Source organism: Chitinophaga sp. 01L420 (assembly GCF_056399985.1).
This window is the reverse complement of the sequence record NZ_JBFTSK010000025.1, coordinates 142,947-169,034: the sequence shown is the minus strand read 5'-3', so window position 1 is coordinate 169,034 and position 26,088 is coordinate 142,947. Positions and strand designations below refer to the sequence as shown.

At 46.8% G+C, this 26,088-nt stretch carries 20 protein-coding genes; 13 read left to right on the top strand and 7 right to left on the bottom strand.

Going from position 1 to position 26,088, the window contains the following annotated elements:
• Positions 1-10: 10 nt before the first annotated feature.
• The 3 genes from AC1DP6_RS22290 to rhaT are packed head-to-tail and all read right to left on the bottom strand — an operon-like array spanning position 11 to position 4,547.
• Positions 11-1,285 carry a sugar isomerase gene (locus AC1DP6_RS22290; RefSeq protein ID WP_477056796.1) on the bottom strand — a complete coding sequence of 425 codons (1,275 nt, stop codon included), beginning with the start codon at positions 1,283-1,285 and terminating at the stop codon, positions 11-13.
• 36 nt (positions 1,286-1,321) lie between these two features.
• On the bottom strand, positions 1,322-3,448 hold the full coding sequence (locus AC1DP6_RS22285) for a bifunctional aldolase/short-chain dehydrogenase (RefSeq protein WP_477056795.1): 2,127 nt from the start codon (positions 3,446-3,448) through the stop codon (positions 1,322-1,324).
• 43 nt (positions 3,449-3,491) lie between these two features.
• A complete protein-coding gene (gene rhaT / locus AC1DP6_RS22280) occupies positions 3,492-4,547 on the bottom strand; it encodes an L-rhamnose/proton symporter RhaT (protein ID WP_477056794.1) in 1,056 nt (351 codons plus the stop codon).
• 182 nt (positions 4,548-4,729) lie between these two features.
• On the opposite strand from rhaT, the gene AC1DP6_RS22275 reads away from it, so the two are divergent.
• The 3 genes from AC1DP6_RS22275 (at position 4,730) to AC1DP6_RS22265 (ending at position 8,568) form a co-directional block, all read left to right on the top strand.
• Positions 4,730-5,761 carry a winged helix-turn-helix domain-containing protein gene (locus AC1DP6_RS22275; protein ID WP_477024692.1) on the top strand — a complete coding sequence of 344 codons (1,032 nt, stop codon included), beginning with the start codon at positions 4,730-4,732 and terminating at the stop codon, positions 5,759-5,761.
• 48 nt (positions 5,762-5,809) lie between these two features.
• Entirely contained in the window at positions 5,810-6,046 is a 237-nt protein-coding gene (locus AC1DP6_RS22270) for a VF530 family protein (protein ID WP_331960378.1), read from the top strand.
• 167 nt (positions 6,047-6,213) lie between these two features.
• On the top strand, positions 6,214-8,568 hold the full coding sequence (locus tag AC1DP6_RS22265) for an ABC transporter permease (protein WP_477056793.1): 2,355 nt from the start codon (positions 6,214-6,216) through the stop codon (positions 8,566-8,568).
• Positions 8,569-8,606: 38 nt separating this feature from the next.
• On the opposite strand, the gene AC1DP6_RS22260 is transcribed toward AC1DP6_RS22265, so the two are convergent.
• Positions 8,607-9,125: a 3'-5' exoribonuclease domain-containing protein gene (locus tag AC1DP6_RS22260; protein ID WP_477056792.1), complete on the bottom strand. Its 519-nt coding sequence runs from the start codon at positions 9,123-9,125 to the stop codon at positions 8,607-8,609.
• A 140-nt stretch (positions 9,126-9,265) separates the two neighbouring features.
• Here AC1DP6_RS22260 and AC1DP6_RS22255 point away from each other — a divergent pair, with 140 nt between their 5' ends.
• On the top strand, positions 9,266-9,781 hold the full coding sequence (locus AC1DP6_RS22255) for a hypothetical protein (protein WP_477056791.1): 516 nt from the start codon (positions 9,266-9,268) through the stop codon (positions 9,779-9,781).
• 235 nt (positions 9,782-10,016) lie between these two features.
• On the opposite strand, the gene AC1DP6_RS22250 is transcribed toward AC1DP6_RS22255, so the two are convergent.
• Positions 10,017-11,036, bottom strand: coding sequence for a serine hydrolase domain-containing protein (locus tag AC1DP6_RS22250; protein ID WP_477056790.1), 1,020 nt, complete (start codon positions 11,034-11,036; stop codon positions 10,017-10,019).
• Positions 11,037-11,780 carry an SGNH/GDSL hydrolase family protein gene (locus AC1DP6_RS22245; protein ID WP_477056789.1) on the bottom strand — a complete coding sequence of 248 codons (744 nt, stop codon included), beginning with the start codon at positions 11,778-11,780 and terminating at the stop codon, positions 11,037-11,039.
• A 251-nt stretch (positions 11,781-12,031) separates the two neighbouring features.
• On the opposite strand from AC1DP6_RS22245, the gene AC1DP6_RS22240 reads away from it, so the two are divergent.
• The 9 genes from AC1DP6_RS22240 (at position 12,032) to AC1DP6_RS22200 (ending at position 25,404) form a co-directional block, all read left to right on the top strand.
• Positions 12,032-15,148 carry a SusC/RagA family TonB-linked outer membrane protein gene (locus AC1DP6_RS22240; RefSeq protein WP_477056788.1) on the top strand — a complete coding sequence of 1,039 codons (3,117 nt, stop codon included), beginning with the start codon at positions 12,032-12,034 and terminating at the stop codon, positions 15,146-15,148.
• A gap of 24 nt (positions 15,149-15,172) precedes the next feature.
• Positions 15,173-16,654 carry a RagB/SusD family nutrient uptake outer membrane protein gene (locus AC1DP6_RS22235; protein WP_477056787.1) on the top strand — a complete coding sequence of 494 codons (1,482 nt, stop codon included), beginning with the start codon at positions 15,173-15,175 and terminating at the stop codon, positions 16,652-16,654.
• 101 nt (positions 16,655-16,755) lie between these two features.
• A complete protein-coding gene (locus AC1DP6_RS22230; protein ID WP_477056786.1) occupies positions 16,756-19,446 on the top strand; it encodes a c-type cytochrome in 2,691 nt (896 codons plus the stop codon).
• A 30-nt stretch (positions 19,447-19,476) separates the two neighbouring features.
• Positions 19,477-20,556 (top strand): aldose 1-epimerase family protein, encoded by a 1,080-nt coding sequence (locus tag AC1DP6_RS22225; protein WP_477056785.1) that lies wholly within the window; start codon positions 19,477-19,479, stop codon positions 20,554-20,556.
• A gap of 3 nt (positions 20,557-20,559) precedes the next feature.
• Positions 20,560-21,759: a class I mannose-6-phosphate isomerase gene (locus tag AC1DP6_RS22220; protein ID WP_477056784.1), complete on the top strand. Its 1,200-nt coding sequence runs from the start codon at positions 20,560-20,562 to the stop codon at positions 21,757-21,759.
• A gap of 23 nt (positions 21,760-21,782) precedes the next feature.
• The gene (locus AC1DP6_RS22215) at positions 21,783-22,823 is read left to right on the top strand and encodes a sugar phosphate isomerase/epimerase family protein (RefSeq protein WP_477056783.1); all 1,041 of its coding nucleotides are present in this window, start codon (positions 21,783-21,785) and stop codon (positions 22,821-22,823) included.
• 28 nt (positions 22,824-22,851) lie between these two features.
• Positions 22,852-24,003, top strand: coding sequence for a Gfo/Idh/MocA family protein (locus AC1DP6_RS22210; protein ID WP_477056782.1), 1,152 nt, complete (start codon positions 22,852-22,854; stop codon positions 24,001-24,003).
• A gap of 47 nt (positions 24,004-24,050) precedes the next feature.
• Positions 24,051-24,812, top strand: coding sequence for a 3-keto-disaccharide hydrolase (locus AC1DP6_RS22205; protein ID WP_477056781.1), 762 nt, complete (start codon positions 24,051-24,053; stop codon positions 24,810-24,812).
• A 64-nt stretch (positions 24,813-24,876) separates the two neighbouring features.
• Positions 24,877-25,404, top strand: coding sequence for a 5' nucleotidase, NT5C type (locus AC1DP6_RS22200; protein WP_441574935.1), 528 nt, complete (start codon positions 24,877-24,879; stop codon positions 25,402-25,404).
• Positions 25,405-25,406: 2 nt separating this feature from the next.
• On the opposite strand, the gene AC1DP6_RS22195 is transcribed toward AC1DP6_RS22200, so the two are convergent.
• Positions 25,407-26,087 (bottom strand): ABC transporter ATP-binding protein, encoded by a 681-nt coding sequence (locus AC1DP6_RS22195; protein ID WP_477056780.1) that lies wholly within the window; start codon positions 26,085-26,087, stop codon positions 25,407-25,409.
• Position 26,088 lies beyond the last annotated feature (1 nt).

The window sequence follows — 26,088 nt, the reverse complement described above, 5'->3', positions numbered from 1 at the left end:
ATTTTTAAAATTACAGTCCGGTCGCCATTGTTCTCAATCCTCTTTTGCGGATCAGCTGATCTCTTACTTTCTCTGAACGATACAAGGCTAATGGATTCAAGGCGCCCCCTGTCTGCATTCTGGCGGTAGCCACCAGTGCACGGACATCGATACGGAATGCCTGTTGCAATATTTCCTGTGCAGTTACCACATCATTATTTTGTTGTGCTGCATATAATTTTTTACGGTCTACCAGCAGTGCCTGCGCATAGCTGATCATAATAGCTTCTACGGACTGCAGCAGGTCTTCCAGCGGATCTTTCACATTGTGAGAAGCATCTATCATCCACGCCAGATCTGTAGGGTGGTTCATCCCTCTTGCATCCATTCCTTCCACCAGCTCATTAAAGATAARAAACAGCTGATAAGGTTTGATACTGCCTACGGTAAGATCATCATCGCCAAATTTGGAATCATTGAAATGGAAGCCGCCCAGTTTACCTTCCATCAGCAACAGCGAAACGATCTGTTCGATGTTGGCATTAGGCAGATGATGTCCCAGATCTACCAGGGAATAGGCTTTAGGCCCCAGTTTATTGGCATACAGGAGCGACTGTCCCCAGTCACCCACTGTAGTAGAATAGAAGTTAGGTTCTGCTGCTTTGTATTCTACAAACACTTTCCAGTTGTCTGGTAAGGCGGCATAAATTTCCTCCAGTCCTTCCAGGGTGTTCTCGAAAGCATGGCGGAAATTCAGCTGCCCGGGAAAACAGGAGCCATCAGACAGCCAGATGGACAGGGCATCAGAGCCCAATGCCACGCCGTGCTGAATCACTTCGATGTTATGTTCTATTGCTTGTTTGCGGACATCTTTATTGACATGCTGCAGCGAACCAAATTTATAGCTATGCTGCTGCCCCGGCTGATCCTGGAAGGTATTGGAGTTCATAGCATCGAAGCGGAGACCATGCTGCGCAGCCACCGCTTTTATGTGTGCCGGGTTATCTGGTACGTCCCAGGGAATATGAAGGGAGATAGAGCCGCTGGATTGGTTCAGCTGATGTAATAATCCAACATCACTTATCTTTTCTTCCAGGTTGCGGGGTTCGCCACCACCAGGGAAACGGCCAAAGCGGGTGCCGCCCGTGCCGAGGGCCCAACTGGGGATGCCTACCTGGAAAGCAGCTAGCTGCTGCAGGATCTCCGGCACATTTTTAATTTCTCCGGAGAGGTAATCAAATGCACGTTGATGAACTGCCCCCAATAAATGATTATGTTCGTCTATTTTGTATTTTTCTATTTGCATAGTTCTCTATTTTTAACAGCAGATAAAATACTGTTTTTATCTCACAAAAGCCATGGCTACACCTCCATCCACGTTCAGCACATTGCCGGTGGCTTTATTCAGCAGGCCACTTACAAAAGCATAACAGGCGTTGGCAATATCTTCGGGTACAATAATTTCATTGAGCAGGGTACGTTTGGCGTAGAATGCCGGCAGTTCTTCCACCTTTACACCATATGCTTTGGCGCGGCCTTCTGCCCAGGCGCCTGCCCATATTTTGCTGTCGGAAATTACTGCATCGGGGTTTACAACGTTTACGCGTATACGATCTTTTCCCAGCTCAGCAGCATTGAGTCTGCTCAGATGTAACTGTGCCGCTTTGGCAGAACCATACGCCGCATTATTGGGGCCGGATACCAGCGCATTTTTACTGACAATATTCAGCACATYACCACCGGTAGCCTGTTTGCGCATGATCTCTACACCCGCTTGTGTTACCAGGAATTGTCCTTTTACCAGTACATCATATAACAGGTCCCAGTCTTTTTCTGTATGATCTTCCAATGGTTTGGAAATGGAGAGTCCTGCGCAATTGACGATAATGTCTACGCCACCAAACGCCAGTACGGCAGTATTATAAGTCTGATGGATAGACGCTGCATCTGTTACATCCAGCAGGTCTGCTGCGAATACATCGTTCCCGTATAATTTATTAAACTCGGCAGTAGCACTGGCCAGTCGTTGTGCATCGTTATCATTGATGACCACTACCGCCCCTTCTTCCGCAAACTTTTTAGCGATGGCTTTACCGATACCGCCGGCGCTGCCGGTAACCAGGGCAATTCTACCAGTCAGTGCTTTAGGTTTAGGCATGCGTTGCAGCTTCGCTTCTTCCAGCAGCCAGTATTCAATATTGAAAGCTTCCTGTCTTGGCAGAGAAGTATATTCGGAAATAGCCTCCGCTCCTTTCATCACGTTGATCGCGTTAATATAAAATTCTGCGGCTACCCTGGCGGTTTGTTTATCTTTTGCGAAGGTGAACATACCTACGCCGGGGTACAGGATCACCACCGGATTAGGATCGCGCATGGCCGGGCTGTTGGGATGTTTACAGGTATTATAGTAACTGGCATACATCTCCCGGTATGTTTCGAACAAAGGCAGCAAGCCGGTTTTTACGGCATCCACATCCGCCAGACTTGCATCTGCTGCGATGTTCAGCACCAGGGGGCTTATTTTAGTGCGTAAAAAGTGATCCGGGCAGCTGGTGCCGAGTGGAGCCAGCCGGTCAAGCTCGTTGGAATTAATAAATTCCAGAACCCGGGCATCATCTGTAAAGTGTCCCACCATTTTCTGCTGAGATGAGCAATAGCCCCGTAAAATTGGCGCCAATGCCGCAGCCTGGGCCTTGCGTGCTTCGTCTGGCAAGGAGGCGATTTTAGCGCCGCCAAATACCGGTTTATGACGCCCCGTATTTTCTTCCAGGTATTCTGCACATCGTTCTATTACTTCGAGGGTATTGATATAGCTTTCGTAGGCGGTATCGCCCCAGGTAAAAAGTCCGTGTGATCCCAGCATAATGCCGCGGATACCGGGGTTTTCGTCCAGGCATTGTTTCAATTGCAGGCCAAGGTCGAATCCCGGTTTTTGCCAGGGCACCCAACCGATGGTACCATTGAATAATTCCTGCGTAATCTTTTTACCATCTTTGGCAGCAGCTATTGCAATGGCTGCATCCGGATGCAGGTGATCGATATGTTTGAAAGGAAGAAATCCATGCAGGGGGGTATCAATAGAAGGTGCTTTGGAACTCAGATCGTAAATACAATGATTAAACAGTTCCACCATTTCATCTTCATGCGCAATACCTTTGTAAATATGTTGCAGACTGCGAAGGCGATCTACATATAAGGCTGCCAGCCCACTTTTTTTAAGTGTACCCAGGTCCCCACCGGAACCTTTTACCCACATCACTTCTACCTGTTCGCCTGTTAACGGATCTTTAGCCATGGCCTTGCAGGAGGTATTGCCTCCACCATAATTGGTCAGCCGCAGGTCGGCGCCCAGTAAATTGGAACGATAAATCAGCAAGGCTACTTCATCACCAGCCATCCCGGCCGCTGTTGTTTCATCCCATAAATAACTGACATGCCTGAATTGCGTGGTAGTTCCATCTAAAGACATACGATATAATTTTAACGTTTTTTAATTGCGATAATGCTGCGGGTTAATTGTCTAATGAATTACCATACCCCACCAGGACTACAGAAAGAATAATGGTGAATATACCCAGGGAAATGGTAGCGAATGTTTTTTTACTGGCATTTTTCCATTCCTTCAACACAAAGCCCCACATGCCGGAAATCAGGATAATAAAAGCCATATGCAGGATCCAGGAGCTGGCATCATTGCCCAGCTTACTTTCTCCCATGCCATAGAAAAAGAACTGCAGAAACCAGGTGGTGCCGGCGATGGCGGCAAACAGGTAATTCTTTACCAATGGCGTTTCTTTGTTCGTATAATCGTTGAAAGACTGATTCCGTTTATTCAGGATCATGCACCAGATAAAGTTGGTGGTCAGTCCGCCTAACATGATAATTACAAAAATAACATTGTTCTTGAATAGCGGGTTGGCATTATTAGCCACAGCCGCTTTGCCCATGCTGTTGCCTGCTGTAATAGCGAAGCTCATGCAGGCGCTCAGGATGCCGGAAACAATGGCCACCACTAATCCTTTACGAAGGTTAAATTCCTGTATGCTTTCCGTCTTCTGTGCTTCCGAGAGCTCCTTTTCCTTCAACATGCCCGCTCTCCCGCATATCGCAATACCTGCCAGGCATACCACTACGCCCAACAGCACAAACATCCCTTTACTGGTATGTAACATAGCGCCCAGGGTATTGGGATCATCGGTAAACAGACCACGGTAAATAGGTGGTATAAGGGCGCCAAAAGCAGAACAGAAGCCCAGGGCCACCGCCATACCCAGCGACATACCCAGGTAGCGCATAGATAAGCCAAAGGTTAAACCACCAATACCCCATAACACGCCCAGGAAATAAGTCCAGAAAAGTACGTGCCCCTCGGTGCTTCCAATGATGTCCATGAAACCGGGAACGGTAAGCCAGGCAGCCACTAAAGGGACAACCAGCCAGGAAAACACGCCTCCCACAATCCAGTAACTCTCCCAGCTCCACCCCTTCACTTTTTTGTAAGGGATATAAAAACTGCCGGAGGCAAACCCTCCAATGAAGTGGAATAAAACTCCCAGTAAAGCCTGCATAATGACGTTGAAATTTGTAACGTGGAAAACTAATGTTTCATAAAAATAAAGCATGTACAATTTTAAACTGTCATGGACTGTCATGCTTCCAATATCCTCTACCAATTGTAAATTTAAATTACTATCATTGCCGGGAAAAGTTGCTGACAGCTAATTCCACGTGACTAATAATCAACTGAGCCATGAAACAACATCCGATTTTCAAATACCTGTTTATAGATGACTTCTCTGCCACGCCTAAATATTTTCAGCTGGCCAACTCTATTATTAAAGCAATAGTAGACCAGAAAGTTCAGCAGGACGATATCTTACCTTCTATCAATGAAGTCAGCTATGCATTTGAAATATCGAGAGACACCGCCGAAAAAGCCTATAAATACCTGAAAGGCCTGGGGATACTGGGATCTGTTCCTGGCAAAGGTTATTATGTACAACATACCAACCTTGATCAGCAGTTTAAGATACTACTCCTGTTCAACAAACTGAGCGAACACAAAAAAATCATTTATGATTCCTTCGCTGATAAATTAGGCGAACAGGCGAACATCGACTTTTATATTTACAACAGCGACTTCAGTTTGTTTAAGAAACTGCTGTCGCAGAACATCAATGAATATACACATATAGTGATCCTCCCTCACTTCAGGGAACGCTGGGAACATGTGGATGAAGTGATCAATGCTATTCCCAAAGAGAAATTAATCCTGCTGGATAAAAAGCTGAAAGGGGTCACCGGTGAATACGGAGCAGTGTATGAAAACTTCCAGGAAGATATTTATGGTGCGCTGGAACAGGCCAGGGATAAGCTACAGCAGTATCATACCCTCAAAATCATTTATCCGGAAAATACTTATTACCCGGAAGAAATATATGAAGGTTTTGCTCAGTTCTGCCAGAACTATGCATTCAACAGCAAGAAAGTAAATGAGATTGAAGAAGAAGATATACAGCCGGGAGATGTATATATTAACCTGCGGGAAAATGACCTGGTGCTGCTGATAGAAAGAATCATATCATTGAATTTACAGATAGGAAAAGATGTAGGCGTGATTTCCTATAACGAAACACCCTTGAAGAAATTCATCCTGAACGGCATTACTACTATTTCCACTGATTTCAAGTGCATGGGAGAAATGGCTGCACAGCTGATCCTGGACCATTCAAGGGCACAGATTGAAGTACCGTTTTATGTAACCATGCGGGCTTCCCTGTAATTTATTTTGGTCAAGGTTCTGTACCTTTGGGGCATTAAACGGAAAAAAATGCAAACACCAGAAAAATCCAATGATCCGCTGCACGGGCTTACACTAGAGAAAATAGTAACACATCTCTATGAGAGTTATGGCTGGGAAGTGCTGGGAGAAGAAATCAGAATTAACTGCTTCACCAGTAACCCTTCTGTACAAAGTAGTTTAAAGTTCCTGCGGAAAACGCCATGGGCACGGAAAAAAGTGGAAGACTTTTATAAATACTCCCTCAGAAAGAATAAGCTCAAATAATAATTGCCACCCATATTAACCTGCTGCCGGTTGTTCAGTATTGAACACCCGGCCTCCAAAAGCGGACATTTTAGTTAACTCACCACTTCCCTACTCGCTGAAAATCAGCTATTTAACAAAATGGCATTTCATTGGCGCCCTGCTCTCCGGCCCATAAAACACATTCCATGTTCACCAGTTATTTAAAAACAGCCTTCAGAACGATCCGGCGCAATCTCAGCTATACATTTCTGAATGTATTCGGATTAACGTTAAGTATTGCCGCTTGCCTGGTTATATTTTTAATTGTGCGGAATGAGTTGAGCTATGACAGCTTTTCCAAAAAAGCGGATCGTACCTACCGGGTTACCCTGCATGCGCTGGATTATAATTCCAGTGTATCACTGGTAGTGGTGCCTGCATTGCGTAACGACTTCCCGGAGCTGGAGCAGGTTTCACAGTACTGGTACCAGGGAGATGGGCTGGTAAAAACCGGTAATGCGCGGTATAATGAAAAAGGATATGCGTTCGCGGATGCGGCCTTCCTCAAAATTTTTGATTACACATGGGTGGCAGGAGATCCACGCACCGCTTTGTCAGAGCCAAACGAAGTAGTGCTGACAGCAACAATTGCCAAAAAATACTTTGGCGATAAGGACCCAATGGGTCAGGTGATCAACCTGGACAACGAAGAAAATCTGACAGTAACCGGTATCGTGAAAGATCCTCCCACTAATAGCAGTGTGCCTTTTATATTCCTTGTTTCCTATGAAACTATTAAAGCCGATGTGCTGAAGCGATCAGAATTTTATTCGATCAGTGGTGGCAGTACATATATAGTGCTCCCGGAAAAATATGATGCGCAACAGCTGCAACGCAGGATACCGGGATTTATCACCAAAAACTGGGGGGCAGATATCGGGCGTGAAGCGACCTTACTATTGCAGCCATTAAAAGAAATTCATTTTGATCAGCGCTACCTGGAAAATCCTGCCAGTCCTACCGTGAGCAAAGAAACTTACTGGGGTCTTGGGATGGTGGCTTTTTTCATTATTATCACCGCCTGCATTAACTTCATTAATATGGCTACGGCGCAGGCTATACGCCGCGCCAAAGAGGTTGGTGTACGCAAAGTACTGGGGGCCTACCGCGGGCAACTGATCCGGCAATTTCTGGCAGAAACCACCCTGCTGGTGCTGACCGCTGTTGTGCTGGGCACCATTGCCGCCGCACTCTTTTTGCCGGTAATGGCCTCCTGGATGAGTATTAAGATCGGAGGGGCACAATTATTACAGCCGCAAATACTGCTGACATTGGCTGGGCTAACAGTAACGGTTATACTTTTAGCTGGTCTTTATCCTGCTTTTGTGCAATCGGCCTTTCAACCTGCCACCTCTCTCAAAAGTAATACAGGCATCACTATTAAAGGATTAGGCTTACGTAAAATATTAGTCTCTACCCAATTTGGGATTTCGCAGCTCCTGATTGCCGGTACCCTCATTGTAGGCTACCAGATGGATTTTCTGCAAAACCAGGACCTGGGCTTTAATAAAGAAGCCGTTGTGTCCTTCCGGGTACCGGACAGCAAAAAACGCGATATTTTACGGGAACAATTATTATCCAATCCCGGTGTAAAGCAACTGAGCTTTGCCTCCGGACCTCCGGTCGGCGGTAGTGGATTCGCTCCCTTCAGCTGCCCGGAAGCAGGTGTTATCAAAGACGATGTAACGGAGATGAAAGCCATTGATGAACAATACCTGGATATGTTTTCCATCAAACTGCTCGCAGGCGAAAATCTCCGTAAACTGACGGAAGCAGATACGGTACGCAGAGTACTGGTCAACGAAACGCTGCTCCACAAAATTGGCATACAAATACCCGAAAAAGCTATTGGCAAAAGCTTCCGTGTCAATGGCCGCACGGCGCTGATTACCGGCGTGGTACAAGACTTCCAGAGTGAGTCACGTTATAAGAAAAGAAGACCCTGTGTAATGGAATACAACTCCAATGGCTTTAGAACCACCTGTATACGGATACAACCGGGCAATATGCGTAATATACTTTCTGGCATCGACAAAACCTGGTCGGCACTCTTTACTGAGGATCAGTTTTCGTATGAATTCCTGGACGATCGTATTGCCGGTTTATACAAACAGGAGCAAAAACTATATACTGCCTTCAAATTGTTTTCGGCGCTTGCTATACTGATTGGTTGCCTGGGATTATACGGCCTGGTGGCATTTGCAGCAGTACAACGTACGCGGGAAGTAGGTATCCGCAAAGTACTGGGAGCTTCTCTGCTTGATATTGTGGGACTTTTTGCCAAAGAATTTATTATACTGATCATGCTATCTTTCTGCGTAGCCGCTCCTGTTGCATGGTTCGTGATGCATAAATGGCTGGATAATTTCGCCTATCAGACCAGTATTGGCGGTGGTACCTTCCTGATTGCGATCAGTGTATCTGTGGCTATTGCCGGTATCACCATTGCTTACCAGGCCATAAAAGCCGGTCTGGTGAACCCTATCAGGAGTTTGCGATAGCAATAACAGACCTGCAGCGATGACGCCGCTGCAGGTCATTAGAACTTCACCTTTAGTCCAAGTTCTCTTTTCATTGTCAGCAACGCTTCTGCGTTACCTTTCGCATCATCGACCGGATGATGGGTATGCTTCGTTTTCCGGAGATGCTTAAACGTTGTAAACGTATCTTTCATCATTCCTTTGTATAAACTACCCAGGTTCTGAGAGCTGAATCCAAAAGGGTTTTCACCCAAAAAATGATGAAAGTACCAGCAGATAAACATCCAGTCGAAACCGTTGTTATCGCTGATAAAAATGGGCCGGTCTTTAGATACCGCCGTTATCCAGTTCTTAAAATTCAACATCACCGTTGCCGGATCATCAAAGGTCAATGTTTCTTCGCGGGTGTGATTCGAAACCGCCAATGCTTCTGGGATATACTTATCGGAAACGGGTTTCAGCTGACCGTAAAAAGTTTGGTTGAGCTGTTCATTTACGAGTACAGCGCCGAATGAGATCATAGAAAAATCGCCCGGTATAGGTCCGTCACTTTCCACGTCCACCATAATAAAAGCCATGAGATCTAATTTGTTTTTTTGGGTTAAACAATTTGTTTTTCGTCTCACAAAAATATTAAAAATTACTATATCAGCAAAAACAGTACAGCAGCGGCTTTCCTGCTACGAAAAATTAATCCTATCTTTTCCAAAAGTCTGATATGAAATATTGCTTTTTCTTCCTGCTTTCTCTGTGGCTGCTTACCCCCCATGATGCCCGTTGCCAGCCGGAAAATAAAAAAACGGCTGCTATCAATAAAATATGCAGGCAGATAGATGCCGACAAGTCGCTGAAAAAAGTGGCGGCGAAAGCGGATATCTCCCATTTAAATATACATGGCTCCAACAGGCAGCTGACAGGATTTTACAGAGATAGCATCCTGATAAAAATGACCCTGCAGGGGCAGGATGATGAAGGCAAAGAGTTGTTTGTTTACTACTATAAAAACAATGCACTCTTCTGTGTGTATAATGAGTTTTCAGGGCCACACTTCGACTCAACGGGCCAACGGGTGCCGCATACCTATGAAAGCAATTTCCAGGGCTGGTATTACTTCCGGCAGGGAGCATGGGTGTATGAAGAGTCTACAGGTCACAACCGCTTTGAAGATGATGCGCTGGATGCCACTGAAATATTACAGAAAGAAGCGGCAGCATGCCGGCGAATACTACCATGAAAAAGGCATCCCGGCTATGCCAGGATGCCTTTAACGCCAAAGCGTTAACAGATTCTTTTATGGAGCCGCCCGGGTTAAACTAAATTAACCTTAGGTGTCCATGAATATTCTGTAGATAGCATGAATACCTCCTTTTCTTTGGTGAGTAATGAAATTAAGGGAAAATATTCAAATTAGAAAACACTACAGCAAAAAAATAACATATTGTCGCAGTGGAATTATGTAATGAACTGTACTACTTTCCTTTCACTACCGGCAACGCCAGTTCCCGGATGGCTTTCTCGAAATAATAAGCTCTTCCGATGTCTGTTGCACTGCCCGCCACATTCTCCAATACCACAATACTGCTATGAGTGCCCGGATAGTAAAAGTTAATACCGATGAATCCCAGATCCGGTAAGTAACCGGTATGTCCTATTTCGTCTTTGCTATCATTAACCATCACGCCATAACCGCCACCCGTTTGTCCTACCACGGGATGTTCCCTTGGCGCCCATACGGTGATCATCGCCTGATAGGTGCTGTCATGCAGTAATTTACCACTATGCAATTGCTCATTCCAACGCGCCAGATCAGGAGCCGTGGATACCACGCCTGCGGCGCCCAATAGTAATTCCGGCAGCGGGCCTTTCTTTGCCTCCGGTTTTCCGTCTTTATTTTCTGCATAGCCTTGTATGGCCTGCGCCCTTGGAGGTACGCCGGAATGCAGCATTCCCGCCTTTTTAAACAGCTCCTTTGTTAATACGGTATAAGCCTTACCAGTAACATGCTCCAGCAGAGATTGCAGCAATACGTATCCGAAATTGGAATACGCCAGCTTTGATCCCGGCGTAAATGCCAGCGGCTGATCATACCATGCCACACCGGCAGTATGATTTAACAGTTGGTGAATGGTAATGCTGTCGGCCCATTTCTCTTTCAATGCAGGCAAATAAGTATGCAGCGTTTGCTGCAACTGTATATGTCCTTTTTCTACCTCCTGTAATACCATTACGGCGGTGATCTGTTTGCTGATAGACATCACAGTGAAGCGGCTATCCAGGGAGATGGGCAGTTTCGTTTCTCTGTTGGCATACCCTTTACTTTTAGCGTAAATGGGTTTACCATTTTGCGTGATCAAGACTACACCGCTGAATTCGCGTACATTTTTAGTGGACAATAATGAATCCAGGCGAGCGGAAAGGCTTTGCTGTGCAGCCACACAGGTGGTTGCCAACACCAGTAATCCGGTGAGGAGTAATTGACAGGTTTTCAATTATTTCTTTTTTAAGGCGGTGGCGATTGCTTTTTCGGCCAGCGGACCCATTACGAGATAGCCTTCCTTGTTAGGATGTACACCATCAGAGGTCAACGCTTTTTGTAATCCTTTTTGTTCATCTGCCATTGCGGTATAATAGTCAAGATATACACAGCCATTTTTGGCGGCATATGCTTTAATACGCTGGTTCAGGTCTGCAATTTTGGAGACAGGGTCCAGTCCTTTGCGCCATGGGTAGTCATATACAGGCAGTACAGAGGAGAGTACCACTTTGATGCCATTGGCTTTGGCCAGTTCCGCCATGGATACGATGTTCCCAAAAATGGTGGCAATCGGTGTATAGCCTGTGTTACCGGCTATATCATTGGTACCGGCCAGGATCACTACCACTTTGGGATGCAGGTCAATTACATCAGGACGGAAGCGGATAAGCATCTGGGGCGTGGTTTGTCCACTGATGCCCCTGTTGATATACGGTTTACCCGTAAAGAACTCCGGGTTCAGACTTCCCCAGCCAATCGTAATAGAGTTGCCCATGAACACTACCCTTTTTTCACCGGTTTTAGGTGCTGCTACTTTAGCATTGTCTTCCTGGAAACATTTCAGACAGGCCCAGTCCTGTTTCATCAGCTCTTCATTTTTTTGTTGCTGTTTGGCCTCAGCGTCCACAGTATCCTGTGCAAAAGCAGCAGTGCCCAACATCATAAAAAATGCCATTAACGGCCAACTTAATTTTTTCATTTTCATGGATCAGATTTTAAAAGCGTTTAGGCATTGGCGGAGTGCCAGTGATAAATGCAGTGGGAAAATAACATTTTTTTCCTGCCATTACTAATGCAGATTAGTAAAGATGAACAGATAAGGATCAGCGGTCTTCAAACAGGACAGTGCAGGACAGTACAGGACGCAACAGGACAGGAATGTATTATTCTTCACCTAAATTTATTTCCGTTAAGAATCGCCGTTTCATCACCAATCTAATTCCACTCGTTATGATTAAAGTTTACATCCTTTGTCGTAAAGGATATGCCTGTCTAGCACGTTATGGGGCCACTTTATTACTCCTGTTCATTTGTTCACTTGGCTACGCACAAAAGAATACTATCACCGGTCAAATAACAGATGCAGCTGCCGGTTCTGCTCTTCCCAGTGTTACCATCGGCGTAAAGGGAAGCAGTCAGGGCGCTTTTAGTGATGCTAATGGCAGATATACGATTGCTGCCAGCAGCACTGATTCACTTGTTTTTAGTTTTATCGGCTATGTTACTAAAACGATTCACGTAGGTAACCGTACCAAAATCAGTGTACAATTGGAGTCCAGCAATAAATTGCTGAACCAGGTGGTGGTAGTAGGTTATGGTACCCAGCAAAAAAAGGATGTAACGGGATCCGTGGGTATTGTATCTATGAAAAATGTAAAAGACATGCCGGTAGCGGGTCCTGACCAGGCATTGGCCGGGCAGATTGCCGGTATACAGGTAAGTACCTCCAATGGTATCCCTGGGGGCGGTCCGCAGGTACAGGTACGTGGCATTGGTGCAGTAGGTGCCGGCAGCCAGCCCCTATACGTAGTGGATGGCTATCCTTTGGCATCTTCTTCCGACCAGGTATCTGATCCGATGAATGCCATCAATCCACAGGATATAGAGTCTATGGCGGTTTTGAAAGATGCATCCGCTACGGCTATCTATGGCTCCAGAGGCGCCAACGGTGTAGTGCTCATTACTACCAAAAGAGGCAGCTCGGGTATTCCAACCGTGCAACTCTCCGCTAACTACGGCCTGCAGCAGATTCCAAAGAAAGGACGCCCTGAGCTGATGAACGGACAGGAATTCGCGCAGTTCAGAAAAGAAGCGATAGAAGATAATATCCGGTTTACTGAACACCGCGAACCTACCGATGCAGACATTCCGGAAATATATCGTCATCCGGAACTGATCGACGAAGGTACCAACTGGTTTGACGCCATTACCCGTGTGGCTCCTATGCAGGACATCAATCTGAGCGTAAGTGGTGGTACCGAAAAAATCAGGACTTATATCTCTGCCGGCTATTATAACCAGGATGGTGTGGTGATCAACTCCGGTTACAAAAGATTTTCTGTAAGAGCTAACGTAGATGCCAATCTCTCAGACAGATTAAAAGTAGGTTTTAACGTAGCTCCTTCTTACACTACCCGCAAAGGCAACACCAACGGGGAAGGCCGTGGCGGATACTTCGGTATTGCCAGCCCTATTGAACCTATCTACAAACCAGATGGCAGCTACAATGCTTATATCCAGAGTCCTGGTACCTTTGGACTTCCCAACCCGGTGATGTTCCTCAATGACGTCACTAATAAGTCCAAGAGCACCCGTATCCTGTTTAATACTTATGGTGAATACGAAATTATAAAGAACCTGAAATTCAAATCTACCTTTAACGTAGACTACCAGGAAGGCTCCGGGGAATATTTCATTCCTTCTACCATTGGCAGCACCAACACAGCTCCGCCTGGTATTCCTTCCGGTGGCTACAACAGTGGCAACTACCTGAACTGGCTAAACGAAAATACACTTACCTATCAGTATAATACCAGCAATGGTCATGCTTTCACCGGGTTACTCGGCTATAGCGTGCAATCACAAAAAGAACAATATGCCGGTTTCAATGGCGCCAATTATCCCGACGATGATATTAAAACATTAAACGGAGCAGCCACCATCACCGGTGGTACCGACAAAACAGAATGGGCCTTGTTATCTTATCTCGCCAGGGTCAACTACGCTTATAAAGATAAATACCTGGTTACCGCTACGGTGAGAAGCGATGGTTCTTCCCGGTTCGGACCGGAAAACCGCTGGGGCACCTTCCCTTCTGTAGCGCTGGGATGGCGTATTTCGCAGGAAGACTTTATGAAATCCTCCCGCCTTTTCAGTGACCTCAAATTAAGAGCCTCTTATGGTTTCTCCGGTAACTTCAATATTGGTAACTACTCTTACATGAGCAACATCGGTACCAGTGATTATGTACTGGGTGGTGCACTGGCTGGTGGCCGTGTAATGAATTCCCTGGGCAATCCTGCATTGGGTTGGGAAAAAATGCGTGAATTAAATATAGGCGTTGACGTTGGACTGTGGAAAGACCGCGTTTACCTGACCATTGACGCGTATAAAAGAAACACCCAGGATCTGCTGTTAAACGTAGAAGTACCTCAGTCCAGTGGTTTCTCCACCGTAACACAGAACAAGGGCGACATGGAAAACAAGGGACTTGAAATTGGTATCTCTTCCCGCAACATGGAAAGCAAATCATTTACCTGGACTACTAACTTCAACATTTCCTTCAACCGCAACAAAGTATTGCAGTTAGGAAAAGATAATGCACCTATTTATTCCGGTAACTCCAGTGAAGGTAATCCCACCAACGTAAGCATGGTCGGCAAACCGCTGGCGATGCTGTACGGATATGTATTTGACGGTATTTATCAGAACCAGGCAGAAGTAGACAAAGGACCGGCATTTCCGGGTGCGATTCCTGGTAATATCCGTTTCAAGGATATCAATGGCAATGGTGTGATTAATCCGCGGGAAGACTTTGCCATTATCGGCAATCCTTATCCGGACTTCAACTGGGGCTTAACCAATATCCTGAACTACAAAAAATTTGACCTCCGTGTATTAGTGGTAGGTTCTATGGGAGCTGACCGTCTACATGCCACCAATGATTACAACGGTAATATAGATGGTGTATTCAACGTAAGAAAAGATGTCGCTAACAGGTGGAGATCAGAATCCAATCCTGGCAACGGCAAAGTGCCTACTACCAATGGTTCCGGCCGTGGCAGAGTGATGTACAGAGATGTAAGCTCACTGACTGTAGAAAAAAACAACTACGCCTGGGTGAAAAATATTACGCTGGGCTACAGTCTGCCGAAATTTGGATTTGTACAAAGTGCCAGGGTATATCTGAGTGTACAAAATGCCATCCTGTTCACTAAATACAGTGGCAATCCGGAAGTCACCAATTACCTGGGTAAAGGCGGTAGTGGCGCATTGGTACCGGGCATCGACTATTCCAGTTATCCGGTTCCAAGAATTTATTCACTGGGCGCTAATCTCTCCTTTTAATTCAGTTCCTAAAAGAATAGCAACATGAAAACGAAAATACCTTTTATCGCGCTTTTAGCGATCGCACTGAATGGATGTAACAGTATGCTGGATGTAAAACCAAATTCTTTTTCCAGCGGATCCAATTATTATACAACAGAAGCCCAGATACTACGTGCCGTAAATGGCTGCTATGGACAATTACAGGGTTTTTATACCAGCGACTACTGGGCCATGTCCGAAATGAGAGCTGACAACACCAATTACCAATATGATGAAAGTGATCGCGGTGCGCAACAGCGGGAAGAAATCGATGAGTTCCTGATCACCAACAGCAATAACTATGTGAATAATACCTGGGCACAATTGTATTATAACATACAGCAATCCAATGTCATTATTTCCCGCATCGATGCGGTACCATTTGCAAACGAGGCAATTAAAAAACAATATACCGGTGAAGCCAAATTCCTCCGGGCCCTGTACTACTTTCACCTGGTGCGTCTTTTTGGCGGTGTGCCACTACTGGTAAAAGAAGTAGCCAGCCCGGAGCAGGCTTCCACTCCTAAAAAAGCAAGTGTAGCAGAAGTATATGCACAGATCATTGCAGATGCCACCGATGCCGCCGCTGGTTTACCCGCCAGCTACAGCAGCAGCCAAACCGGCAGAGCTACGAAAGGAGCAGCGTTAACACTGCTCGGCGATGTGTATATGACCATGAAAGATTACCCGAAAGCGGTGACCACCCTGCAACAGGTAGTGGCGCTGAATTATTCGCTGGTGGATAATTATGCAGATAATTTTGATCCCGCAAAAAAGAATAATACAGAATCTATTTTCTCGGTGCAGTATAACTCCGGTCTGGAAACAGAAAGCAGCAATTTCATTTTCGTTTTTGGTCCACGTAATGGCAAAAAAGACCTGACCGGCTTCAACGGCAATCTCGGTGGTTGTAATATGCCTACACCCAGCATTGTAAATGCGTATGAACCAAAGGATAAAAGAAAGGATGCCTCTATCTTCATGTATGATAGTCCTACCAATGCTGCTTTTGCAGAATCCGTTGCCTTCGGGGGTAAATTACCGCTCATCCGTAAATTCTATCATCCGCCCTATGCACTGGACGGTCGCGCCAATGAGAACTGGCCGGTATACCGCTACTCACAGGTGCTGCTGATGCTCGCAGAAGCCATCAACGAAACCGGTAATGGCGACCCGCTGCAGTATATAAACCCGGTGCGTAAACGCGCCGGATTAGATCCGGTGCCTGCATTAGGTCAGTCGGCTTTCCGTGATACCGTATTCCACGAACAGCGCGTAGAGCTGGCGTTTGAAGATCAACGCTGGTACCAGCTGCTTCGCACCGGCAAAGCCTTGTCTGTAATGACTGCGCATGGCATTGAAGAGAAAAAGCGTTTGACCAGGCTCAGCCCTGCTTCTTATAACATACAGGCGTACCAGTTATTATATCCGATTCCTGAAAGAGAAATAAGATTGAATGGATTTGAACAAAATACCGGCTGGTAAAAAAAATAGAAAAAAAGGGGAAACGTTCACTATATTACTACAGCTATACTGAACGACCCATATCAATAGTATCATCTCAGGAACTTATTCAAGAACATATTATGACCACGTTAAAAAAAAGACCATTCAGGCTACTAGTGCTTATTTCCACTGTTTTTATAACGGTGGTGGCCTGCAATAACGGAAACGACTCAACGTCAAAAGACAAGGGAACAGGAAATTCGAAAATTGATGCTTTAAAATTACCTGATAATTTTAAGGCAGAACGGTTGTACAGTCCTGGCGACAATAAGCAGGGGTCCTGGGTGTCCATGACTTTTGATAACAAGGGACGCATGATTGTGTCTGATCAGTATGGCTTCCTTTACCGGCTTCAATTGCCTGCTGTAGGCGAAGATTCGTCTAAACTGAAAATTGAAAAGCTGAATATCGGCAACGATACGTCTACCCAAAAAGTGTCCATGGGTTATGCGCAGGGATTGCTTTATGCATTCAACAGCCTGTATGTAATGGTGAACCATAACAGCGATGACCGCTTCAACAAGGGCAGTGGTTTATATCGCCTGCAGGACACTGATGGCGATGATCAGTTTGATAAAGTGACCTTGATCAAAGCATTGGATGGCGAAGGAGAACACGGCCCACACAGCATTGTATTGTCACCTGATGGAAAATCCATTTATGTGATTGCCGGGAATTTTACAAAAATCCCGGAGATGAATACCTATAAGGTGCCTCCTTCCACGAACATCGATAACATCCTGCCATTTATCAAAGACCCTAACGGTCACGATAATACGGTGAATACCCATGGCGGATGGATTGCACACATTGATTCTACCGGTACCAGCTGGGAACTGATCAGCTCCGGCTTCCGCAATCCTTTTGATCTTACCTTCAATGATCAGGGTGATATGTTCACCTATGATTCTGATATGGAGTGGGATTTTGGTACACCCTGGTATCGTCCTACACGCATTTGCCAGGTGAGCAGCGGCAGTGAATATGGCTGGCGCCCGGGTACGGAAAAATGGTCTCCTGCCTATCCGGATAATTTACCTCCGTTATTAAATATAGGTCAGGGCTCTCCTACTAACCTCATCTATGGTGGCAAAGCACGTTTCCCGGAGAAATACCGCAAATCATTATTTGCTTTTGACTGGAGCTTTGGTATTATCTACGCTATCCATCTGCAGCCCGAAGGCGCTTCCTATAAAGCCAGCGCGGAAGAATTCCTTTCCGGATCTCCGCTGCCGCTGACAGATGGTGTGATTGGTCCCGATGGCGCTTTGTATTTCCTCACCGGTGGCCGCAGACTGGAATCAGATCTGTATCGTGTATATTATAAAGACAATAAAGAAAGTAACGAACCACTGGCAGCGACTACGCCTACCGAAGGCGCTAACATCCGCAAACAGCTGGAAGCGTATCACGGTGGTGCTAAGCCGGGCGCCGTTGATTTCGCATGGCCTTACCTGAAAAACGATGATCGCTTCATCCGTTTTGCCGCGAGAGTCGCCATCGAAAATCAACCGGTAAGCCAGTGGCAGAATAAAGTGCTGCAGGAGAAAGATCCTGAAACGATGATTCAGGGCAGCATTGCGCTGGCCCGTCAGGGTAAGGAAGATGTGAAGAAACTCTTGCTGCCACAACTCATGACCATTAATTACGCACAGCTGTCGCCTTCCCAACAGATAGATCTGCTCCGTGCTTTTGAGCTGGTATTTGTGCGCATGGGTAAACCTGATGCTGCCTTATCTGCGCAAATAGCCACCTATCTCGATCCACAGTATCCGGCCGGCAACAATGACCTCAACAGGTCACTGAGCAAAGTACTGGTATACCTGGATGCACCCAAAGCGGTAGAAAAAACCATGGCTTTGCTGGCTGCGGCCAAAGATGATACAGCTGCACAAAAAACAGCCATGCAGTCTGCCGACCTGATTATGCGTAACCCACAGTATGGGCTGGATATAGCAGGTATGCTTTCTAAAATGCCGCCATTACAACAAACCTGGTATGCGACAGTTTTAAGTCAGGCAAAGAATGGCTGGACGCCCGCATTACAGGAGCAATATTTCCAATGGTTCTATCATGCGTTTACGTATAAAGGTGGACATAGTTTTATTGGCTTCATTAACAATGCGCGTAAAAATGCGTTGGCCAACCTTCCTAAAAGTGAGTTTGCACATTTCAACCAGGTATCCGGTGATTCCTTGTTGAACAGCAATGGCAACCTGGCCCAGGGTTATGCGCAGCCTGTAGGTCCTGGCAGAAACTGGAAGCTGGACGAAGCGGTGAAAGTGGTAGACAGTGGATTAACCAACCGCAATTTTGAACAGGGTAAAGCCATGTTTGCTACTTCTCTTTGCAGTTCCTGTCATGGTATGCGTGGCGAAGGCGGGGTAGCTGGTCCGGACCTAACGCAATTGGGTACACGTTTTTCCAGCAAAGATATCCTGGAAGCGATCATTGATCCGAGCAAAACCATTTCTGATCAGTATGGCGCCACTGTTTTCTCGCTGAAGAACGGCGGTTCCGTAGTAGGTCGCCTGGTGAGCCAGGACAAAGATAAATACATCATTTCCCAGAATCCTTTTGCGACAACCGAAACGAGGGAGTTGAAAAAGAGCGAAGTAGCCGGCACCAAAACGTCTACAGTTTCTGTGATGCTGCCGGGACTGATTAACCGTCTCAATGAAGATGAACTAAGAGACCTGCTGGCTTACCTGAAAGCGGGTGGCAACAAAGAGGATGCTGTATTTGCAAAACCGAAGCAGGCAAGTAAATAATATTTTTTTTCCGGAAAATAAATAACGCGGATGGCTATACAAAAACAGGCATGGGAACATAAGCTATCGAACCATTTACAACTGGGCGGTATAGAAACGGCGGTGCTGGACAATGGCCCCGGCAGGGGCACCCGCGTCGCCTGGATCAATACCGGCGCCGGGTTACGGTACAAGGTAGTGATAGATCGGGCCATGGATATTGCAGATGCTTTTTTCAATCAGCATAGCCTGGCTTGGATCAGTCATAGTGGCGTTACCGCACCGCAAAGATTAACCGCCAAAGGTTTGGACTGGCTCCAAACCTTTGGCGGTGGATTAATGACCACCTGTGGCCTCACTCATGTAGGCGGCCCTGAATCAGATGAATATGGGGAACGCGGATTGCATGGCCCTATCAGTAATACGCCGGCGGAAATCATTTCCATTATACAACCCGATCCGGTAAATGGTCAGATGGAGATGAGCATTACCGGCGTTATGCAGCAGGTACAGGTATTGGGTCCTCAGCTGGTATTGAAACGTACCATCTCCGGCACACTTGGTAAAGCGGGTATCCGCATACATGATGAAGTCATTAACAGAGGCAATACTATCGCGCCACATATGCTGCTGTACCACTTCAACTTTGGCTGGCCGCTGGTAGACGAAGGTGCAGACATCTGCTGGGAGGGCGACTGGCGCTCCCGTGCGGGCAATCCGGATCACATCTTCCGGCAGGATAATAGCTACAAAAAATGTATGGCTCCGCAGGATAGTCATGCTGGTGGCGGAGAAGAAGCCGCCATCATCGACGTTGCCGCCGGCGCCGATGGATGGTGTACCTGCGGTGTTCACAATGCCAGCTTAGCGCTGGCGCTTTCCCTGCGTTTTAAAAAACAGCAGTTGCCCATGCTCACCAACTGGCAGCACTGGGGCAAAGGCGAGTATGTGATGGGGCTGGAACCCGGTACCCATCCACCTACCGGGCAGGCGAAGGCCCGCAGGGAAGGTACGCTGATTATGCTGGAGCCGGGAGAAAGCAGACACTATGAACTGCAGGTAGACCTGCTGCATACTGCCGCCGCCATTGAACAATTTAAAACTGATCTTTCAACCTCCATACATCATTAAGCCATGGAAAAATTAAGTTTAGCTGCAAAAGCACTCGAACAGGGACAAGGGATTCTCCGACTGGCACCAAACTGGGTACCCAGATCATTTTGTGTGCCAGGCCGGCGGATCAAATTACACCCGGATGATTATTACATCCTGGGAGGCGAAAGAGGCGGCATCGATGAACGTTGGCTGTCCTCTACCACTCCGGCAAAGAACGGGCCTTTAACGGGCGAAAATGAAGGTTTAAGCATGGTGGTAGTGAGTGATGGCAACGGTACCCAACAGTTTTTATTAAAAGATGCCATCAGCGAATTAAAAGACCAACTGATTGGCAAAAGACTCTGGGATCAATACGGCGCCTGGCCCATGTATTCCAAATTCTTTGATAATATGGGACCGCTCCCACATCATATTCATCATAACGATGAAAAAGCAGCGCTGATAGGACAAGCCGGCAAACCGGAAGCCTACTACTTTCCACCGCAGCTGAATAACCATGGTGGTGATTTCCCTTATACGTTTATGGGTATTGCCCCTGGTACTACTAAAGAACAGATCAGAGAATGCCTCGTGAATTTCACCAAAGGCGATAACAAAATCACCAACTACTCTCAGGCATACCGGCTGGAACCCGGCACCGGGTGGGATGTACCGCCGGGATTGTTACATGCACCCGGCAGCTTGTGCACCTATGAACCACAAAAAGCTTCCGATGTATTCGCGATGTACCAGTCGCTCGTAAACGAAGCCATTGTACCGGAAGTACTTCTCTGGAACGGTACGCCCAAAGAAAGCATCGGCGATTATGATGCGCTCATGGATGTGATAGACTGGGAGCTGAACGTAGACCCGAACCAATTCCAAAACCGTTTTATGCCACCTAAATTGGCCGCTAACGGAAACGGATATACCGAAAACTGGGTATGTTATAAATCAGATGCTTTCAGCGCCAAAGAACTCACCGTAGCACCCGGCGCCACAGTAGTGATAAAAGACAGTGCTGCCTACGGCATCATTGTGATGCAGGGCCACGGTAAAATGGGCGCATGGGATATAGAAACCCCTGCACTCATCCGTTACGGACAGCTCACCAATGATGAATTTTTCATCAGCGAGGCTGCAGCCACCACAGGTGTTACCATTGTAAATACTTCTGCCACGGATCCTATTGTAATGCTGAAACATTTTGGTCCGGGTAACCCAGACCTGGTGCTGTAATTACTGACTCAAAAATCTGCGTTATGAAAGAAAATAATTATCCAAAACTCCACAATGCCACCTGGCCGGGCATTGTAGGCAAGGGAAATGGCTCAGAACCGATCATTCCATTTGATACCCTGCTGGACATGACAGCCAAAGCCGAAGTAGACGGCGTTAAATTCGATGGCATCGACATCGGGTTGTTTGACCCGCATGTATCCGTAGATAGTTCTGATGATGATCTCAAAAGACTGGTAGATAAAGTAGCTTCCTACAACCTGGAAATAGGTAGCCTCGTAGCGCCTATCTGGCCGCCCAGTGGTGGCTCAGCGATGGGCAGTAAAGAAGAGCGGGCACGGTTTGTAGAACAGGTGCGTAAGTCGTGCCATGTAGGCCAGCGCCTCCGGGAGCTGGGCATCCGGCCCAATGGCATTGTACGTATCGACGCTGCCTCCACCCCTGAAAGCTGGGCCCAGGACCCTGTCGGCAACACCAGACTGATTGCCCAAACTTTCCGGGAAGCCTGCGACGTAGCCGCTGATTATGGCGAAAAACTCGCTGCAGAGGGCGAAATCTGCTGGGGCGGCATGCATAGCTGGAAAGCAATGCTGGATACATTACAGGCGGTAGACAGACCTAATATTGGCTTCCAGGCGGATATGTCGCATACCTTCCTGTACCTGCTGGGATATAATAGCCCGGAGGATCGCATATTGCCGGCAGATTTTGACTGGAAAGACCGGGACGCCCTGGCAACAGGATTACGTACGCTCACGAATGCATTGCGTCCCTGGACGACCGATTTTCATGTGGCACAAAATGATGGTACCGTACATGGCACCGGCTCACACGATAAAACAGGCAGACATTGCCTCGCCACTGATCCCAACGGCAAACTGAACATCGCCGTGGATGCAGGTTACTGGCTGCGTGACGACAAAGGGGAACTCACCAAAGCGTTCCGGCATATCTGCTGGGATGGCTGTATGTTTCCCAATGCAGTGATGACCCAGGCAAAAACCTGGAATGATATCCTCACCGCCATGATCAATGTACGTCAGTTGCATGGCTGGCAGGAATAGATTTTCAACAACATAATCAGTGACAACTATGACACAAAAGAAAGAACTGAGGATAGGATTAATAGGCTGTGGCTTTATGGGCAGAACACATTCCAACGGATACCTGCGTGTAAAGAATTTCTTTCCTCAACTCGCCTATGTGCCGGTGCTGAAAGCAGTATGTTCCCGCACCGAAAGTAAAGCCCGCGCTTTTGCGGATCAGTGGGGCTATGAATCAGTAGAAACCGACTGGAAAGCCTTACTGGCCAGGGAAGACATAGATGCAGTAGATATCTGTACACCCAATGATATGCACGCCGAAATTGCCATCGCTGCTGCGGCTGCCGGCAAAATGATCCTTTGTGAGAAACCGCTGGCAAGAACGCTGGCGGAATCTGAAGGCATGGTAACTGCTATCGAAAAAGCAGGGGTGCCTAATACGGTATGGTATAACTACCGCCGTTTGCCAGCGGTTACCTTAGCTAAAAAAATCATCGACTCCGGGAAACTGGGACGCATTTTTCATTACCGCGCCAATTTCCTGCAGGACTGGACCATTAACGCCAACCTGCCACAAGGCGGCGAAGGTCTCTGGCGCATGGATGCAGACGTGGCCGGTTCCGGTGTTTTGGGCGACCTCCTCTCCCATTGTATCGACACTGCATTATGGTTGAATGGTAGTATTTCTACCGTTACCGCCATGACAGAAACCTTTGTAAAAGAACGCATGCACCAGCTCACCGGCAAGGTGGAAAAAGTAAATATTGATGATGCCTGTTCCTTCCTGTGCCGCTTTAATAACGGCTCGCTGGGACTCTTTGAATCAACACGTTATGCACGCGGACATAAAGCTTTATATACATTCGAAATCAACGGGGAACATGCATCTATCCGCTGGGATCTGCATGATTTAAACCGCCTGGAATACTTCGATAACGCGGACGACGCTACGCTGCGCGGATGGCGTTCTATCCACGTAACAGATGGCGACCAGCCTTATATGGATAAATGGTGGGTACCCGGACTGGGCATCGGCTACGAACATTCCTTTGTTCACCAGGTAGCAGATTTCCTGTTAAGCCTGGAAACCGGCACGCCGTGTTCTCCCACGTTTAAAGAAGCGCTGGAAACACAAAAAGTTTGCCAGGCAGTACTGGACTCGGCCAACAGCGGCACCTGGAAAAACACAGATGCTGCATAACTATCGCCGGTGGATATACGAAAAACAAACATCTTAAAATAACAACTATGCTGAAAAGATCCAGTGCCCTGTTTATTCCGTTGGTGGCAGCCGCCGCGCTGTTTTCCACCAGCAGCTGCCAGACCGTCAGCAGCATGGGCAACTATAGTGGTTTCGTTGAAATCTTTGATGGCAAAACATTAAAGGGCTGGGAAGGTGACGGCGTTCACTGGCGTGCAGAAAATGGTAACCTGGTAGGTGAAGTAACACCGGCAACATTGCTCAAAACCAATACCTTTCTTATCTGGCAGGGCGGACAACCAGCCAACTTTGAGCTCACCTGTGAGTTCAGGATTACCAGCGGTGGCAACAGTGGCATTAACTATCGCAGTGTGCCGGTAGAAAATGTACCACATGCCCTCAAGGGCTATCAGGCAGATATTGATGGCGCCAACCGGTATACCGGCCAAAACTACGAAGAACGTGGACGCACCACGCTCGCCTATCGCGGACAAAAAACCACGATTCCCGCTCCCACCACCTCATTGCAGGAGGGGATCAAAAACAACGCCTGGACCACCGCCCTGGTAACCGGCTCCCTGGGTAGCAGCGATTCCCTGCAAACACTGATTAAAAGTGAAGACTGGAATAAATGTCATCTTATCGTGAGAGGTAATCGTTTACAACACTACATCAATGATGTGCTGATGAGTGAGGTAACCGACAATGACAAAGTAAACGGCAAAGCCAAAGGCTTGCTGGGTGTACAAGTACATGTGGGTCCACCCATGAAAGTGGAATACCGGCATATTATGCTGAAACGTCTTTAAACGGAGCGGAGGATATTTCCTCCGCTCTTTTTTTATTATATTAGCTGCATTAAAATTGGAAACGATGCAGCTATCTATTGCCATAGACATGGACGAAACTATTGCCGACCCCATCAAAAAAGCCAGAGCATGGTATTACAGGGATTATGGCAAAACATTTACCACTGAAGAACTACATGGCAAAACCCTCTCAGATATTTTGCCGGAAGAACATAAAGCCAAAATAAAAGAATACCTCAACACTCCCGGGTTTTTCCGCGACCTGGAAATATTTCCCAACGCCCGGGAAGTAGTGAAAGAGCTGAATAAAAAATATAAAGTATATATTCTCTCTGCCGCCATGGAGTTCCCCAACTCACTCAAAGATAAGTACGACTGGCTGCAGGAATTCTTCCCTTTTCTGGGCTGGCAACAGTACTGCTTTTGCGGGGATAAATCCATTGCGCAAACAGATATCATGATCGATGATCTGACACGTAATTTCACCAACTTCAAAGGGAAAGCCTACCTGTATCATGGACATCATAACGTGCATGAAGAAGGCTATGAGCGGATCCTGAACTGGGAAGATGCCGCGAAAAAATTATTGTAAGGTTACTGACGGATAATTCTGCCGTCTTCCATTTCTATAATACGGTTGGTATTTTCAGCAAACTCCGGATCATGCGTAACGATCAACAGGGTTTGATGGTATTGTAGTGCCAGCTCCCGGAAGATATCAAATACGATCTGTCCGTTTTTCTTATCGAGATTGCCGGTAGGTTCATCCCCCATAATAATGGCAGGATCATTGATCAACGCGCGGGCAATGGCCACCCTTTGTTTTTGTCCGCCGGAAAGCTGGTTCGCATTCTTCAGTGCCAGGTCTTCTATATGCAGCATACGCAAACGTTCCATGGCACGATGCTCTACTTCCTGTTCCGGATATTTATTGAGTTTCAATCCCGGCAACATCACGTTTTTCAATACCGTGAACTCATTGAGCAGATAATGGAACTGGAATACAAATCCTATTTTTTCATTGCGGATCCGCGCCAGTTGCTTTTCTTTTTGACCGGTCACCAGCTCCTGTTCAATCCAGATCTGCCCTTCATAGTCAGTATCCATAGTAGATAAAATGTATAGCAAGGTAGATTTTCCGCAGCCTGACTTCCCTACTACCGCCACAAACTCCCCTTTATTGACAGACATGCTCAGGTCATTCAGGACCGGTACCGTTACCGGATCATGAAAGTACTTGTTGATATGACTGGCTTGCAGGATAACGTCGCTCATC

What these genes read in the sequence shown, in the direction of transcription:
- rhaT (WP_477056794.1), bottom strand. Translation starts at nt 4,547, where the DNA reads ATGCAGGCTTTACTGGGAGTTTTATTCCACTTCATTGGAGGGTTTGCC.
- AC1DP6_RS22275 (WP_477024692.1), top strand. Translation starts at nt 4,730, where the DNA reads ATGAAACAACATCCGATTTTCAAATACCTGTTTATAGATGACTTCTCT.
- AC1DP6_RS22270 (WP_331960378.1), top strand. Translation starts at nt 5,810, where the DNA reads ATGCAAACACCAGAAAAATCCAATGATCCGCTGCACGGGCTTACACTA.
- AC1DP6_RS22265 (WP_477056793.1), top strand. Translation starts at nt 6,214, where the DNA reads ATGTTCACCAGTTATTTAAAAACAGCCTTCAGAACGATCCGGCGCAAT.
- AC1DP6_RS22260 (WP_477056792.1), bottom strand. Translation starts at nt 9,125, where the DNA reads ATGGCTTTTATTATGGTGGACGTGGAAAGTGACGGACCTATACCGGGC.
- AC1DP6_RS22255 (WP_477056791.1), top strand. Translation starts at nt 9,266, where the DNA reads ATGAAATATTGCTTTTTCTTCCTGCTTTCTCTGTGGCTGCTTACCCCC.
- AC1DP6_RS22245 (WP_477056789.1), bottom strand. Translation starts at nt 11,780, where the DNA reads ATGAAAAAATTAAGTTGGCCGTTAATGGCATTTTTTATGATGTTGGGC.
- AC1DP6_RS22240 (WP_477056788.1), top strand. Translation starts at nt 12,032, where the DNA reads ATGATTAAAGTTTACATCCTTTGTCGTAAAGGATATGCCTGTCTAGCA.
- AC1DP6_RS22235 (WP_477056787.1), top strand. Translation starts at nt 15,173, where the DNA reads ATGAAAACGAAAATACCTTTTATCGCGCTTTTAGCGATCGCACTGAAT.
- AC1DP6_RS22230 (WP_477056786.1), top strand. Translation starts at nt 16,756, where the DNA reads ATGACCACGTTAAAAAAAAGACCATTCAGGCTACTAGTGCTTATTTCC.
- AC1DP6_RS22225 (WP_477056785.1), top strand. Translation starts at nt 19,477, where the DNA reads ATGGCTATACAAAAACAGGCATGGGAACATAAGCTATCGAACCATTTA.
- AC1DP6_RS22220 (WP_477056784.1), top strand. Translation starts at nt 20,560, where the DNA reads ATGGAAAAATTAAGTTTAGCTGCAAAAGCACTCGAACAGGGACAAGGG.
- AC1DP6_RS22215 (WP_477056783.1), top strand. Translation starts at nt 21,783, where the DNA reads ATGAAAGAAAATAATTATCCAAAACTCCACAATGCCACCTGGCCGGGC.
- AC1DP6_RS22210 (WP_477056782.1), top strand. Translation starts at nt 22,852, where the DNA reads ATGACACAAAAGAAAGAACTGAGGATAGGATTAATAGGCTGTGGCTTT.
- AC1DP6_RS22205 (WP_477056781.1), top strand. Translation starts at nt 24,051, where the DNA reads ATGCTGAAAAGATCCAGTGCCCTGTTTATTCCGTTGGTGGCAGCCGCC.
- AC1DP6_RS22200 (WP_441574935.1), top strand. Translation starts at nt 24,877, where the DNA reads ATGCAGCTATCTATTGCCATAGACATGGACGAAACTATTGCCGACCCC.
- AC1DP6_RS22195 (WP_477056780.1), bottom strand. Translation starts at nt 26,087, where the DNA reads ATGAGCGACGTTATCCTGCAAGCCAGTCATATCAACAAGTACTTTCAT.